Source organism: Microbacterium sp. UBA3394 (genome assembly GCF_002358725.1).
Classification (GTDB): domain Bacteria; phylum Actinomycetota; class Actinomycetes; order Actinomycetales; family Microbacteriaceae; genus Microbacterium; species Microbacterium luteum.
In genome coordinates, this window is sequence record NZ_DEPK01000140.1 from 1 (window position 1) to 13652 (window position 13652).

At 70.0% G+C, this 13652-nt stretch carries 14 protein-coding genes and 1 pseudogene; 9 read left to right on the forward strand and 6 right to left on the reverse strand.

Features of this window, described 5'->3' with window-relative positions; translation table 11 throughout:
• The first annotated feature begins 151 nt into the window (after nt 1-151).
• The 6 genes from B4E30_RS08325 to B4E30_RS08350 are packed head-to-tail and all read left to right on the forward strand — an operon-like array spanning nt 152 to nt 5867.
• The gene (locus tag B4E30_RS08325) at nt 152-868 is read left to right on the forward strand and encodes a DUF1684 domain-containing protein (protein WP_286794671.1); all 717 of its coding nucleotides are present in this window, start codon (nt 152-154) and stop codon (nt 866-868) included.
• A gap of 48 nt (nt 869-916) precedes the next feature.
• A complete protein-coding gene (locus tag B4E30_RS08330; protein WP_286794673.1) occupies nt 917-2410 on the forward strand; it encodes an ABC transporter substrate-binding protein in 1494 nt (497 codons plus the stop codon).
• 52 nt (nt 2411-2462) lie between these two features.
• Nucleotides 2463-3428, forward strand: coding sequence for an ABC transporter permease (locus B4E30_RS08335; RefSeq protein ID WP_194384156.1), 966 nt, complete (start codon nt 2463-2465; stop codon nt 3426-3428).
• Nucleotides 3425-4309 (forward strand): ABC transporter permease, encoded by an 885-nt coding sequence (locus B4E30_RS08340; protein WP_286794676.1) that lies wholly within the window; start codon nt 3425-3427, stop codon nt 4307-4309. Before B4E30_RS08335 ends, B4E30_RS08340 begins: the two co-directional genes overlap by 4 nt.
• On the forward strand, nt 4306-5115 hold the full coding sequence (locus tag B4E30_RS08345) for an ATP-binding cassette domain-containing protein (RefSeq protein WP_194384154.1): 810 nt from the start codon (nt 4306-4308) through the stop codon (nt 5113-5115). The genes B4E30_RS08340 and B4E30_RS08345 overlap by 4 nt, the downstream gene beginning before the upstream one ends.
• Nucleotides 5112-5867 (forward strand): ABC transporter ATP-binding protein, encoded by a 756-nt coding sequence (locus tag B4E30_RS08350; protein ID WP_194384153.1) that lies wholly within the window; start codon nt 5112-5114, stop codon nt 5865-5867. The genes B4E30_RS08345 and B4E30_RS08350 overlap by 4 nt, the downstream gene beginning before the upstream one ends.
• Before the next feature lie 111 nt (nt 5868-5978).
• On the opposite strand, the gene B4E30_RS08355 is transcribed toward B4E30_RS08350, so the two are convergent.
• Both B4E30_RS08355 and B4E30_RS08360 read right to left on the reverse strand, forming a co-directional pair.
• The gene (locus B4E30_RS08355; protein ID WP_071044347.1) at nt 5979-6176 is read right to left on the reverse strand and encodes a hypothetical protein; all 198 of its coding nucleotides are present in this window, start codon (nt 6174-6176) and stop codon (nt 5979-5981) included.
• A gap of 88 nt (nt 6177-6264) precedes the next feature.
• Nucleotides 6265-7557 (reverse strand): APC family permease, encoded by a 1293-nt coding sequence (locus B4E30_RS08360; protein WP_286794679.1) that lies wholly within the window; start codon nt 7555-7557, stop codon nt 6265-6267.
• 203 nt (nt 7558-7760) lie between these two features.
• On the opposite strand from B4E30_RS08360, the gene B4E30_RS08365 reads away from it, so the two are divergent.
• The 3 genes from B4E30_RS08365 to argG all read left to right on the forward strand — a co-directional run bounded on the left by B4E30_RS08365 (nt 7761) and on the right by argG (nt 11665).
• A complete protein-coding gene (locus B4E30_RS08365; protein WP_286794681.1) occupies nt 7761-9344 on the forward strand; it encodes an SPFH domain-containing protein in 1584 nt (527 codons plus the stop codon).
• 136 nt (nt 9345-9480) lie between these two features.
• A complete protein-coding gene (locus B4E30_RS08370; protein WP_286794683.1) occupies nt 9481-10212 on the forward strand; it encodes a Pr6Pr family membrane protein in 732 nt (243 codons plus the stop codon).
• 10 nt (nt 10213-10222) lie between these two features.
• Nucleotides 10223-11665 (forward strand): argininosuccinate synthase, encoded by a 1443-nt coding sequence (argG, locus tag B4E30_RS08375; protein WP_286794685.1) that lies wholly within the window; start codon nt 10223-10225, stop codon nt 11663-11665.
• Nucleotides 11666-11897: 232 nt separating this feature from the next.
• On the opposite strand, the gene mnhG is transcribed toward argG, so the two are convergent.
• The 4 genes and pseudogenes from mnhG to B4E30_RS08395 all read right to left on the reverse strand — a co-directional run.
• Nucleotides 11898-12311 (reverse strand): monovalent cation/H(+) antiporter subunit G, encoded by a 414-nt coding sequence (mnhG, locus tag B4E30_RS08380; protein ID WP_286794687.1) that lies wholly within the window; start codon nt 12309-12311, stop codon nt 11898-11900.
• On the reverse strand, nt 12308-12580 hold the full coding sequence (locus B4E30_RS08385) for a monovalent cation/H+ antiporter complex subunit F (RefSeq protein WP_071044245.1): 273 nt from the start codon (nt 12578-12580) through the stop codon (nt 12308-12310). Before B4E30_RS08385 ends, mnhG begins: the two co-directional genes overlap by 4 nt.
• Nucleotides 12577-13197 carry a Na+/H+ antiporter subunit E gene (locus tag B4E30_RS08390; protein WP_286794689.1) on the reverse strand — a complete coding sequence of 207 codons (621 nt, stop codon included), beginning with the start codon at nt 13195-13197 and terminating at the stop codon, nt 12577-12579. The genes B4E30_RS08385 and B4E30_RS08390 overlap by 4 nt, the downstream gene beginning before the upstream one ends.
• Nucleotides 13194-13652 (reverse strand): annotated as a pseudogene (locus B4E30_RS08395) (Na+/H+ antiporter subunit D); the annotation flags it as partial. The pseudogene B4E30_RS08395 and the gene B4E30_RS08390, both read right to left, overlap by 4 nt.

Consider the following 13652-nt stretch of genomic DNA (forward strand, 5'->3'; position numbering starts at 1 on the left):
CCGTCCCGTCCCAGTCTAGTCAGCGCCCCGATTCGTCCCCGGATCCGCTCTCGAAGCCGCGTCGGGGAATACGCGGGAGCGTCGCCGCATTACCACCCGTGACGGCCGATGTGCCGTTCACCGCCCCCACGCGAGAGAATCATCCCCGAACATGTCTGCCTCCGACCATGCCCGCTGGCGCGACCAGCGCGCCCGCACCGTGACCGCCGCCACCGGAAACCTCGCTCTCGTCGAGACCCGCTGGAGCGGCGCCACCCGCCCCGACGTCGGGGCCGAGCGGGCCGCCGCCGGCCCGACCGTGACGGTCACCGAGCTCTCGCGCACGTCGATCGACACGGGTGAACCGGAATACGGGATGCGTCGCTGGGATGCCGATTCCGCGGCGATCCGCGCTTTCGAGGGCATCGATGCCTTCGGCTACGACCCGGACTGGGTCATCGAAGGCCGCTTCACCCCGGTCGAGGGTGACGGATCCCCACGCACGGTGCCCTTCGAGCACATCCGCGACAACGGCGGCACCCGCGATCTCGTCGTCCCCGGCGACATCCATGTGACGATCCGCGGCGAGGAATTCACCCTCGCGGCCTTCGACGACGGCGGCACGCTGCTGCTCGTGTTCGCCGACGCGACGAACGGGTCGGAGACCTACGGGCCCGGACGATTCCTCTTCGTACCGCGCGATGCCGACGCGGCGGGCGATGCGGGAACCGTCGTGCTCGACTTCAACCGCGCCTTCGTCCCGCCGTGCGGGTTCTCGGCGCAGTTCAACTGCCCCCTGCCTCCGGCGTCCAACCGGTTCCCCTTCCGGGTGCCCGCCGGCGAGAAGAACGTCGTGTTCCGCGACGGCTTCGACATCTACGCGGCCTGAGCCGCATCCTCCCCCGCACCACAGCATGCACAGCACTGGAGTATCCGTATGAGAAAACCCCTGCTCGCCCTGTCCGCCGTCGCCCTCTCGGCGCTCGTGCTCGCCGGCTGCAGCACCGGTGGCGACGCCGCCGGCGACGCCTCCTCGGACGACGCCACGATCTACATCGGCTCGCTGTACGAGCCGCAGAACCTCAGCAACACCCAGGGCGGCGGCCAGGGCGTCACCGAGGCGCTGAACGGCAACGTCTACGAGGGTCTGTACAAGCTCACCGACGACGGCGAGGTCGAGCCGCTGCTGGCCGAGTCGGCCGAGCTGAGCGAAGACGGACTGACCTACACCGTCACGCTGCACGAAGGCATCACGTTCCACTCCGGCGCACCTCTCACCTCCGCCGACGTGAAGGCCAGCGTCGAGGCGGTCATCGCCGAAGACTCCCAGTCGGCGCGCAAGTCCAGCTTCGGACCCATCAGCGAGATCACCACTCCCGACGACCAGACGGTCGTGTTCGAGCTGTCCGAGCGATCGATCTCGTTCCCCTACAACCTCAGCTACGTGTGGATCACCGGTCCCGAGGCGAGCGCCGAGACCACCGACGGCACCGGTCCGTACACGCTCGACGAGTGGCGCCAGGGATCCACCCTGACGCTGCTGCGCTGGGACGACTACTGGGGCGAGGCCGCGGCGAACGCCGAGGTCGTCTTCACCTACTTCACCGACGCGACGGCCGAGAACAACGCGCTGCTCAGCGGCGAGATCGACCTGGTCACGAGCATCCAGAACCCCGACTCGCTCGCGCAGTTCGAGGACAACGCCGACTTCACCGTCAGCGAGGGCACCTCGACCACCAAGGAGCTGCTCGCCTTCAACGACCGCGTGGCCCCCTTCGACGACGCCCTCGTGCGCAAGGCCGTCTACTCCGCGATCGACCGCGAGCAGCTGCTCACCTCGATCTGGGGAGACTACGGCACGCTCATCGGCTCGATGGTCCCCCCGACCGACCCGTGGTACGTCGACCTGACCGACGTGAACCCGTACGACCCCGAGCTGTCTCGCGAGCTTCTGGATGCCGCCGGCTACGCCGACGGGTTCACCTTCACCCTGGACACGCCGAGCTACGACCCGCACCCGGTTGTGGCCGAGTTCCTGCAGGCGCAGCTGGCCGAGGTCGGCATCACCGTCGAGATCAACACGATCAGCGCCGACGAGTGGTACACCAAGGTCTTCGCCGAGCGTGACTTCGAAGCCACCCTGCAGGAGCACGTCAACGACCGCGACGTCGTCTGGTACGGCAACCCCGACTTCTACTGGGGCTACGACAACGCCGACGTGCAGCAGTGGGTCGCCGAGGCCGAGCAGGCCGAGACGGTCGAGCAGCAGACCGAGCTGCTCACGCAGGTCAACGAGCAGATCGCCGAAGACGCCGCGAGCGTGTGGCTGTACCTGTACCCGCAGATCGTCGTCGCCGACAGCGACCTGTCGGGCTACCCCGTCAACGGCCTGAACTCGCAGTTCTTCGTCTACGACATCGTCAAGAACTGACCCGCCGCCGGTGCCGGGCGCACGCGCCCCGGCACCGGCGCATCCTCCCCTCATGCTCATCTACCTGCTGCGCCGTTCCGCCCTGCTCGTACTCTCGCTCGCGGTGGCGATGGTCGTCATCTTCGTGCTGCTGCGCCTGCTGCCCGGCGACCCCGCGAACGCGCTGCTGTCGGTGGACGCGACTCCGGAGCAGATCGCGGCGGCACGCGCGCAGGTCGGCTCCGACCAGCCGGTGTGGCAGCAGTTCGCCACGTGGTCGGCGCAGCTGCTGCGGGGCGACCTCGGGGAGTCGTTCATCAGCTCGCGCGAGGTCGGCCCCGAGATCTCCGCGCGGCTGGGGGTGACCATCCCGCTGACGCTGCTGTCGTTCGCCCTCGCCCTCGTGCTCTCCCTGGTGATCGGCGTCACCGCGGCGATGAAGGCCGACCGGTGGTACGGCATCGCCCTGTCGGGCTTCTCGCAGCTCGGCGTGGCCGTGCCGGTGTTCTGGGTGGGCGTCATCCTCGTGTGGATCTTCGCGCTGCAGCTCGGGATGCTCCCCTCCGGCGGCTTCCCCCGCGACGACTGGGAGGACCCGGCCGACGCCCTCCGCTCCCTCGCCCTGCCCGTGATCACGATCGCGTTCGTCATGAGCGCGTCGCTGTCGCGCTACGTGCGCTCGGCGACGGTCGACGTGCTGGGCAGCGACTACCTGCGCACCGCCCGCGCCGGCGGGGCGAGCATGCGCGAGGCGCTGCTCCGGCATGGTGTGCGCAACGGCGCCGTGCCCGTGATCGCCGTGCTCGGCATCGAGCTGTCCACGACACTGCTGGGCGCCGTCGTCGTGGAGAGCGTGTTCACCCTTCCGGGGCTCGGGAACATGCTGCTGACCGGTATCGAGCAGCACGATTTCGCCAACATCCAAGGCGTGCTCGTGGTCAGCACGCTGTTCGTCGTGCTGGTCGGCTTCGCCGCCGACATCGCTCAGCGCCTCATCGATCCGCGTCTGCGTACGAGCATCTCGGGGAACCTGCGATGACCGCGCCCGTGCAGACCGCTTCCGGACCGGCCTCCACCGCGCCGCGAGCCGCTGCCGCGCGCCCGCCGCGGCGCCGGCGCGCGACCCTCGTCATCGGCCTCGTCCTCACGGCGACGGTCGTCGTGGTCGCCCTCGTGTCGCTCGTGTGGCTGCCCTATCCCCTCACCGACATCGGCGGCGGACGCCTGAGCGCTCCCAGCCCCGCGCATCCGCTCGGCACCGATCGCCTCGGCCGCGACCTGCTGTCGCAGCTGATGGTCGGCGCCCGCATCGCCCTGGCTGTCGGAGCCGGCGCCGTCGCGATCGCCGCCGTCCTCGGCACCGCGATCGGCCTCGCCGCCGCCTTCGCGCGGCCGTGGCTCGATGACACCCTGTCCGCCGGACTCGACGTCGTGATCGCCTTCCCGGTGCTGCTGCTGGCGATGCTCGTCGTCGCCGTGCAGGGTCCGTCGCTCGGCTCCGCGATCCTCGCGATCGGCCTCGCGATGTCGGCGGTGATCGCTCGCCTCACGCGCATCCTTTCGCGCCGCGTGCTGCAGGAGCAGTTCGTGACGGCCGCGCGCACGAGCGGCACGCGAACCGCCGGAATCGTGTGGCACCACATCCTGCCGAACATCGCGCCCACCCTCGCGGTGAGCCTCGCGCTGCAGTTCGGCGTGGCGGTGCTCGCCGAGGCGAGCCTGTCGTACCTCGGCCTGGGGGCACCTCCGCCGAACGCGTCGTGGGGCCGGATGCTGCAGGAGGCGCAGGGCACCGTGCTCACCGCCCCGGTCGGGGCCATCGCGCCCGGCGTCGCGGTGATCGTGCTCGTGCTCGGGGTCAACTTCCTCGCCGACGGCCTGCGCGATGTCGCCGATCCGACGAGACGGAGGGGCCGATGACCCTCCTCGATGTCTCGCACCTCGCGCTCCGCGCCGGCGACACGACCCTCGTCGACGACGCGACCTTCGCCCTCGGCGCCGGCGAGCGCGTCGGCCTGGTCGGCGAGTCCGGCTCGGGCAAGTCGATGACCGCTCTAGCCGTCCTCGGCCTCCTTCCCGATACCGTCGTCGCGACCGGATCCGCCCGGCTCGACGGACACGAGATCGTCGGATCGACGGATGCCGCAACGCGCCGCCTGCGCGGCCCCGTCGCCGGGATCGTCTTCCAGGAGCCGCTGTCCGCCCTCGACCCGCTCATGCGCGTGGGTCGACAGATCGCCGAGCCGCTCCGCCGTCACCGCGGACTGCGCGGTGCCGACCTGCGCGAGGCCGTCTCCCGCTCGTTGGCCGACGTCTCACTCGTCGACGCGCGGATCGCGCGGGCCTACCCGCACGAGTTGTCCGGCGGGCAGCGCCAGCGCATCGCGATCGCAATCGCCCTCGCGGCCGACCCGCGTCTGCTGATCGCGGACGAGCCGACCACGGCGCTGGATGTGACGGTGCAGAACGACGTGCTCGCCCTCCTCGAGCGCCTGGTCGCCGAGCGCGACATGGCCCTGCTGTTCATCAGCCACGACCTCGCCGTCGTCTCGCGCATGGTCGATCGCGCCCTCGTGCTGCAGCACGGACGCGTGGTCGAGGAAGGCGCCGTGAGCCACGTGCTGCGCGACCCGCAGCATCCATACACGCGGGCGCTCGTCGACAGCGCCCGCTATCTCGACGCCGCACTCGATGCGACCCCGGGGGCAGGAGGCGAATCGCCATGACCCTTCTCGCCCTCGAGAACGCGGCGTTCGGCTACGGCGCCACCCCGGTGCTCGACGACGTCTCCCTCTCGGTCGGAGCCGGCGAGGCGGTCGGCCTCGTGGGAGAGTCCGGTGCCGGCAAGTCCACCGCGCTGCGCCTGCTGCTCGGCCTCGACTCACCGGACGCCGGCCGCGTCGTGTTCGACGACGCTTCGCTCGATCGCCGCGACCGTCGGCTCATGCGTCGTTTCCGTCGCACGGTGCAGCCGGTGTTCCAGGATCCGTACTCGTCCCTCGACCCCCGCCAGCGCATCGACCGCATCGTCGGGGAGCCGCTGCGCTCCCTGCGGATCGCGTCGGGCGACCGTGCGCGCGCATCCGTCGCCGAGGCCCTCGCCTCGGTCGGCCTCGACGCCGACACGATGCGGCGATACCCGCACGAGTTCTCCGGGGGTCAGCGTCAGCGCATCGCGATCGCGCGCGCCCTGGTCTCGCGCCCGCGCGTGCTGCTCGCCGACGAGCCCGTCTCGGCGCTCGACCTCACCACTCGTGTTCAGGTGATCGACCTGCTCGCACACCTGCGCCGCGAGACCGGGCTCGCCCTCGTGCTGGTCTCGCACGACCTCAGCGCCGTCGCCGCCGTCTGCGAGCGCACCGCGGTGCTGCGCGACGGGCGCATCGTGGAGCAGGGAGCGACGGTCGACCTGCTCACCGCGCCGCGCACGGCGTACGCGCGGCAGCTCGTGGCCGCGGTCCCCCGTCTGCCACGCTGACCTCGCGCACCGCGCACCGCGCACCACGCACCACGCGTTTCCCCTGTCACCATCGGTCGCTTCAGCGCGCGGTTGGGGCGTTCGGTGACAAGCGAGGGCGGACTCCCCGCCTCAACGGCCCCGCGGCGGGATCTGATCCACGCCGTGACGGTTGGGCTTGTCGGGCTCGGCGGCGGTCTCGGGCGAGACACCGGCCTCGCCCTCGGGGGCGCCGCCGTCGGGATACGTCTCCTGGGGGACGTCGTGCTCGCGCTCGTCGCGCGGCGGGAGGTGGTCCTTCGGCTGTGGGAGGTCGTCTTCATCGCTCATGCCGTCACGATCGACGACCTTCCGCTTCGGTGCCAGGGGGTTGCGCGCGCCCAGCTCCCGTGTTTTGCTCGCGCGTCCGGCCAGGTGCTCAGCCGGCATCGGCGCGGGAGCGGGCACGCACCGTGATGATCTGGGCGACGAAGATCACCGCCGCGACCGCCGCGGCGATCACGACCGTGAGCAGATCGCTCTGAACCTTGAAGATCGTGAACGGGACCAGGATCGCCAGGTCGAGGATGATCGTGATCGCCGGCAGCCACGGCTTCGCGTCGATCTCGTCGCGAAGATGACGGATGACGCCCCACTGCACGGCGATGTCCATCGTCAGGTAGAGGAACGCACCCATCGATGCGATCTGCGTGAGATCCAGGAAGGCCGTCGCCACGATCGCGAGGCCGGCGGTGATGAGAAGCGGCTGCCGCGGGATGCGATCGGGCAACGCCGGCGCCTGCCGCATGTCCTGCAGCATCGCGTACAGGCGCGACACGGAGTACAGGCTCGCGAGCAGACCGGAGAGCGTCGCGACGACGGCGATCGCGACCGTGATGCCCACGCCCCATGCGCCGAACAGCGGCTCGGCAGCCTGGGCGAGCGCGTAGTCGCGCGCGTCCACCGCCCCCTCCGCGCCGATGCTCGCATCCACCGACAGGGTGATGAGCAGGTACAGCACGGTGCAGATGAGGATCGACAGCACGATCGAGCGGCCGAGGTTCCTGCTCGGGTCGCGGATGTCATCGCCCTGGTTCGTGATCGTGGTGAACCCCTTGTAGGCGAGCACGCACAGCGTCGACCCGGCCAGCAGACCCCACAGGCCGGATGACTCGCTCGAGCCGCCGCTCGAGAAGAGGCCGCCGGACGCGGCGGCGCCGATGAGCCCGGCGACGGCGAGCACCGCGATGCCGAGGATCTTCAGCACCGCCGTGGTGGTCGCCGACCCCTCGACGAAGCGGTTGCCGACGAGGTTCACGATCGTCGCGGCGACGATCGCGGCGATCCCGAGCACGGGCACGAGGACGGGGGAGTCCTGCAGCCCGAACGGACGCAGCAGATAGGTGCCGAAGGTGCGCGCCAGCAGGCTCTCGGCCACCACCATCGAGACGTACATGAACAGCGAGAACGAACCGGCGATCACGCCCGGGCCGTACGCGCCCTTGAGCAGCATCGCGATCCCGCCCGACGACGGGTTGACGCTCGAGTACCGGATGTAGGAGTACGAGCTGACGCCGGCGACGACCGCGCCGATGAGGAACGCCAGCGGGAACCACGGACCGACAATGCCCGCCACCTGTCCGACGAGGGCGAAGATCCCCGCGCCGATCATCACGCCGGTTCCGAGGGAGATCGATCCGACCAGCGAAATCTTCTTCGTGTCCGCTGCCATGGATTCCTCTCGCGTCGGGTGCCGTGCACGCGGAACTCATGCCGCGCCGCCGGCCACGCTAACGTGCGGGAGGCGGTCGGGCGGACCCCCTTGCGCGCGGACAGGTACCGCGTGCCACAGAAAGGGGGCGCGGTGGCGGCGGCGTTCTGGCAGGGTGTGAGCGGGTGCGCACAGCCGGCGCACCCTTCTCAATGGGGGGTTTCATGGAAGTCGCCGGATTCGTCGGCATTCTCATCATCGTCGGGATCGCGGTCGTCGCGGTCATCATCGTCGGCCTCATCCTGCTGCTGTTCGCACGCAGCTGGATCAAGGTCGCCCGTGCCGACGAGGCGCTGGTCATCTCGGGTCGCAAACAGAAGGTGCAGAGCACCGTGCTGGATGCCGACGGCTCCAGCCGCTCCGAACTCTCGGAGTCGCCGGTGACGGTCATCGTCAACGGCAAGTCGCTCGTGAACCCGATCACGCAGCGGCACGAGATCATCTCGCTGCGATCGCGGCAGGTGATGCTCAACGCCGAGGCGCAGTCGCTCGACAATGTCACGTTGAACGTCGACGGCGTGGCGATCGTGAAGATCGGCTCGGATCCCCTGTTCGTGCGGCGGGCCGCCGAGCGCTTCGCCTCGCAGGACGCCGCGATCGAGCAGTTCACGACCGAGCAGCTCGAGGGAGCACTCCGCGGCATCGTCGCGACGCTGTCGGTGGTCGAGCTCATGCGCGAGCGCAAGAAGTTCTCGGATCAGATCGCCGCCGACGTCTCGCACGAGCTGGCCGAGCAGGGTCTCATCCTCGACTCGTTCCAGATCAAGGGCATCACGGACTCCGTCGGCTACATCCAGTCACTGGGCTCACCGGAGATCCAGGCCAAGCGTCAGGCGGCGGAGATCGCGCAGACCAACGCCGACCGCGCGATCAACCAGAAGAACATCGCCAACGACGAAGCGAACCTCATCGAGCAGACCGCGCTCGACACCAACACCGCCAATGCGGCGGCAGGTGTCGGTCGCGCCCGCGCCGAGGCGGAGCAGGCCGAGCAGCTGGCGCGCGCGAAGGCCGAGCAGGCGGTGCTGCAGCAGCAGGCCGAGAACAAGCAGGCCCAGCTCGACGCCGACGTCAAGCGCGTCGCCGACGCGCAGCGCTACGAGGCGGAGACCCGCGCACAGGCCGACCTCTACACGCGCGAGCGCTCGGCCGAGGCCGCCGCGATCGAGCAGGTCAAGCAGGCCGAGGCGCGCACGCGCATCGCCGAGCAGCAGGCGGAGGCCGACAAGGCCCGCGCCGCCGGTGAAGCAGCGGCCGCCGAGGCGAAGGCCGCCGGTGAGGCCGGTGCGCTGCGCGCCCGCGCCGACGCCGAGGCCGAGGCGCGTCGCCTCACCTCGCAGGCCGAGGCCGGAGCGATCCGTGCCGAGGGTGAAGCCCGTGCCGCGGCTGTCCAGGCCGAGGCGGAGGCCATCGCGTCGAACCAGGAGGCGTTCCTGTCGCAGCGCGTGCTCGAGGTGCTGCCGGCCATCATGACCGAGTTCGCCAAGGGCTACGCCGCGATCGGCAACGTCTCGATCATCGGCGGCTCCGGCGACGACGGCGCATCCAGTGTCATCGGCGGCGACAGCGCCAAGGCGATGCGATCCGTCTTCGACAGCGTCGAGGCGGCCACCGGCATCGACCTCGCCGCGCTCATCCAGGGCCAGACCTTCGGCCGCGGCGTGGGCGAGGGCCTCGCCGAGGCGACGACGACCCGGGAGCAGGCCGCACCCACCCGCACGAAGCCCGCGGACGCCGGCGCCGAATGACCCTGGCCGGTGACCCCGGCCTGTGACCCCCCGAGGTCGGAGAATCGGCCCGATGTCGGAGGATTCCTCGCAGATCCTCCGACATCGGCGCGATTCTCCGACCTTGGCGGGCCGCGAAGCGGATAGCGTGACGCCCATGTCACCCGAACGCGTCTGGACGGTACTGCGCGGCGTGATGGCCGTGGTCATCCTCGCCGCCGTGGTGCGTCAGCTGGCCGCATCCATCGCATCCGCCCTGGAGTACGGCCGCGACCTCGGCGTCACCGTCGCGAACTTCTTCAGCTTCTTCACCATCCTCTCCAACGTGTCGTCGGCGATCGTGCTGACGTGGGCGGTCGTCTGGTTCCTCACGCGCGGGAGGGATGCCGGCGGCGAGCGCCGCCGCGAACCGCGCGCCCTCGCGATCGCCCTCGTGTCGGTGACGACCTACATGGTGATCACCGGCGTCGTCTACAACATCCTGCTGCGCGGCGTGGAGCTGCCGCAGGGGTCCGAACCGGTGCCGTGGTCGAACGAGGTTCTCCACGTGGTTGCGCCGCTGTTCCTGCTCGCCGATGCGTTCGTCGCAGTACGGCGCCGCCCGCTCCCCTGGCGCGACACCCTGTGGGTGCTCGGGTTCCCGATCGCGTGGGTGATCTACACGCTCGTGCGCGGTCCGCTCGTGACCGATCCGACGATCGGCCCGGGGTACTGGTATCCCTACCCGTTCCTCAACCCGAACAACCCCGGCCTCGTGCCGCCCGGATACGCGGGCGTCGCGGTGTACGTCGTCGGGATCGCCGCGGCGATCGTCGTGGTCGCCTACGGCGTCGTCTGGGTGGGCCGGCGCCGCGCACCCGTGGATCGGCCGGTGCACGCGGATCGGTAGGGTGGAGGACATGTCGAAGGTCCTCCAGTCCCTGCCCGTCGGCGAGCGCGTCGGCATCGCCTTCTCCGGTGGTCTCGACACCTCCGTGGCCGTCGCGTGGATGCGCGACAAGGGCGCGATCCCCTACACCTACACCGGCGACCTCGGTCAGTATGACGAAGACGACATCGCGTCGATCCCGGGCCGCGCCACCGAGTACGGCTCCGAGGCCTCGCGACTGCTCGACTGCAAGACGATGCTCGTCGAGGAGGGCTTCGTCGCCCTCGCGTGCGGGGCGTTCCACATCCGCTCGGGCGGACGCACCTACTTCAACACCACCCCGATCGGCCGCGCCGTGACCGGCACGATGCTCGTGCGGGCGATGAAGGAGGACGGCGTCGACATCTGGGGCGACGGCTCCACCTACAAGGGCAACGACATCGAGCGGTTCTACCGCTACGGTCTGCTCGCCAACCCCGCGCTGCGCATCTACAAGCCGTGGCTGGATGCCGACTTCGTCACCGAGCTCGGCGGCCGCCAGGAGATGAGCGAGTGGCTCGTCGAGCACGGCTTCCCCTACCGCGACTCGGCCGAGAAGGCCTACTCCACCGACGCGAACATCTGGGGCGCCACCCACGAGGCGAAGACGCTGGAGCACCTGAACGTGTCGCTCGAGATCGTCGAGCCGATCATGGGCGTGAAGTTCTGGGATCCGTCGGTGCAGATCGACACCGAAGAGGTCACGATCGCTTTCGACGCGGGCCGCCCGGTCGCCATCAACGGCGTCGAGTACTCCGACCCGGTCGACCTCGTGCGCGAGACGAACACCATCGGCGGGCGCCACGGTCTGGGTATGAGCGACCAGATCGAGAACCGCATCATCGAGGCGAAGTCGCGCGGCATCTACGAGGCGCCGGGCATGGCGCTGCTGTTCATCGCGTACGAGCGCCTGGTCAACGGCATCCTCAACGAAGACACCCTGGCGACCTATCACGAGCAGGGTCGGCGCCTCGGGCGCCTGATGTACGAAGGACGCTGGCTCGAGCCGCAGTCGTTCATGCTGCGCGAGTCGATCCAGAAGTGGGTCGGGTCGGCGATCACCGGCTCGGTCACCCTGCGTCTGCGCCGCGGCGAGGACTACACCATCCTCGACACGTCGTCTCCGATGCTCTCGTACGCCGCCGAGAAGCTGTCGATGGAGCGCGTCGGGGATGCCGCCTTCGGCCCGACCGATCGCATCGGCCAGCTCACCATGCGCAACCTCGACATCGCCGACTCGCGCTTCCGTCTCGAGCACTACGCCGCCGCCGGGTTCATCGGCGGCGCGACCGGAGAGCTGGTCGGCGAGCTGGAGAAGGGCGGCGCGCAGGAGATCACCGAGCACGCCATCGATTACGACGCCGACCGCGAGGAGCTCGCCGAGGCCGTCGACGAGGCCAACGAGGCCGCGTCGTTCGACCTCGGCGCCGACTGACGCCCCCATCGTCGGACTGATCCGCCCCGCGACGTCGGACTGCTCCACCTGCGACGTCGGACTGACCCCCGCGACGTCGGAGATTCGGCCCGATGTCGGAGGTTTTCGGCCGAATCCTCCGACATCCGCGTGATTCTCCGACATCCGTGCGGGGGTGATGCCCGCATGGGCCCGGGCCGGGGGTGGCGCGCGGGCCGGGGATGAAGCTCGGGTGGGATGCCGCTCGCGCGGGTCAGCCGCCGGCGCCGGGAGGCGTCTGGGTCGACCCGCCGAGCTCGTCGACGATCAGGCCGGGCTCGTCGACGGTCCCGTTGCGATAGGCCTGCCGGCCGATGACGTGGGCCGACAGCGGTGACGTGGCCATCTGGATGAGCACGACCGGCAGCAGGAACGCCACGACGGGCCACGAGCGCAGCGACAGCGCCACGGCGATGCAGATGAGGATGAGGCCCAGCACCTGCGGCTTGGTCGCCGCGTGGAGGCGGGAGGGCACATCCTTCAGCCGCAGCAGGCCGATCGCGGCCGTCAGGCACAGCCCGGCGCCGATGAGGATGAGCACGAGCGCGACGACGTCGACCCAGCCGTCGGCGGGGTATGCCGATCCCACCGTCTCGGCGGCAACAGCGAAGGGCAGCGGCGTCGTCATCGTTCCACGTTGTCCCTTCTCGCGACGAAGCGGGCGACCGAGATGGACCCGAAAACTCCGACCGCGGCGATGATGAGCATGACAGGCAGCGAGCGCGTGTGGCCGTTGAGCGCCATCTCGGCGCCGAGCACGCACAGGATCTCGGTGAGCAGCACGTCGGATGCGACGACACGGTCGAGGATCGACGGGCCGACCACGATGCGCCAGAGCGCCAGCAGCGCAGCTGCCGTGAAGACGGCGTAGATCGCGAACAGCAGGATGTCGGTCATCGTCCCTCCCGTTTCCCGGCCTGGCGGGCCGCCTCCGCGGCCGTGCGTTCGGCTTCGCGGATCTGCTCGACCTGGGCGCGCGATCCGACGGCGCGGACGATGCGCCGCTCCCACACCAGCACGTGCTCGCGCTGGTGCTCGACGTCGGCGAGGTTGTGCACACCGAGCACGTGCAGGTACATCACGCGTCGATCGCGGTCGATGTCGATCACGAGCGATCCCGGGATGAGCGAGGCCGTGATCGCGGTGTGCGTCATGATGAGGTCGTCGGCCACGACCGAGGGCACGGCGATGATCGCCGACCGGGGCACCGGTCGAGGCGAGATCACCTGCCACGCCACGGTGAGCGAGCCGCGCACCAGGGCCGCGAGGAACGTGACGATGAAGACCGCGCCGTACCAGAGGTTGACCCGGCCCGACAGCTCCACGGCCGGCAGCCGGAACACGCGCGTCACCAGCAGTGCCGCGACGAGGCCGGTGAGGAACGCCAGGAGCGTGAACTGCCCCCACAGCAGCATCCAGACCGCGACCAGCCACAGCAGGAACGGCAGCTGACGCCACGCCCGCGCGAGGGCGCCACGGCGGGCGGTGCGTCGATCCACGGGTGTCGAGGTCATGACTCCGACTCCTGCTCGTCCTGCTCGAGCTGCACGAGCGTCATCGGCTCGAGGAGGGCCGATCCGATCCGCGTGCAGACGTCGTAGATGGGCCCGGCGAACACCGTCAGCGCGACGGTGATGGCCACCATGCCCGTGGCCGAGGCAGTCATGATGCGCGGGATGACGCGTCGCTCGGTCTGCACGGACGCCTCCGGGGCGGCATCCAGATACGAGATGCGCGCTTCGGTCTCGGCCGAGTCGTCCTCTTCGCGCCAGAACGACAGGTTCCACGCCCGCATGAGGGCGTAGAGGGTGAGCAGGCTGGTGACGATGCCGCCGACCATCATCACCATCATGATCGGGGTCCCCACCTCGGCGGCGGCGTCGAAGAGCGCGAACTTGCCGATGAATCCGGAGAACGGCGGAAGGCCGCCGAGGTTGATGGCCGGGATGAAGTAGAGCGCCGCGATCAG

Coding starts and splice junctions, on each gene's coding strand:
- B4E30_RS08360 (WP_286794679.1), bottom strand. CDS start 7,557: ATGGCAGCGGACACGAAGAAGATTTCGCTGGTCGGATCGATCTCCCTC.
- mnhG (WP_286794687.1), bottom strand. CDS start 12,311: ATGACGACGCCGCTGCCCTTCGCTGTTGCCGCCGAGACGGTGGGATCG.
- B4E30_RS08355 (WP_071044347.1), bottom strand. CDS start 6,176: ATGAGCGATGAAGACGACCTCCCACAGCCGAAGGACCACCTCCCGCCG.
- B4E30_RS08365 (WP_286794681.1), top strand. CDS start 7,761: ATGGAAGTCGCCGGATTCGTCGGCATTCTCATCATCGTCGGGATCGCG.
- B4E30_RS08340 (WP_286794676.1), top strand. CDS start 3,425: ATGACCGCGCCCGTGCAGACCGCTTCCGGACCGGCCTCCACCGCGCCG.
- B4E30_RS08325 (WP_286794671.1), top strand. CDS start 152: ATGTCTGCCTCCGACCATGCCCGCTGGCGCGACCAGCGCGCCCGCACC.
- B4E30_RS08335 (WP_194384156.1), top strand. CDS start 2,463: ATGCTCATCTACCTGCTGCGCCGTTCCGCCCTGCTCGTACTCTCGCTC.
- B4E30_RS08330 (WP_286794673.1), top strand. CDS start 917: ATGAGAAAACCCCTGCTCGCCCTGTCCGCCGTCGCCCTCTCGGCGCTC.
- B4E30_RS08390 (WP_286794689.1), bottom strand. CDS start 13,197: ATGACCTCGACACCCGTGGATCGACGCACCGCCCGCCGTGGCGCCCTC.
- B4E30_RS08370 (WP_286794683.1), top strand. CDS start 9,481: ATGTCACCCGAACGCGTCTGGACGGTACTGCGCGGCGTGATGGCCGTG.
- B4E30_RS08385 (WP_071044245.1), bottom strand. CDS start 12,580: ATGACCGACATCCTGCTGTTCGCGATCTACGCCGTCTTCACGGCAGCT.
- B4E30_RS08350 (WP_194384153.1), top strand. CDS start 5,112: ATGACCCTTCTCGCCCTCGAGAACGCGGCGTTCGGCTACGGCGCCACC.
- B4E30_RS08345 (WP_194384154.1), top strand. CDS start 4,306: ATGACCCTCCTCGATGTCTCGCACCTCGCGCTCCGCGCCGGCGACACG.
- argG (WP_286794685.1), top strand. CDS start 10,223: ATGTCGAAGGTCCTCCAGTCCCTGCCCGTCGGCGAGCGCGTCGGCATC.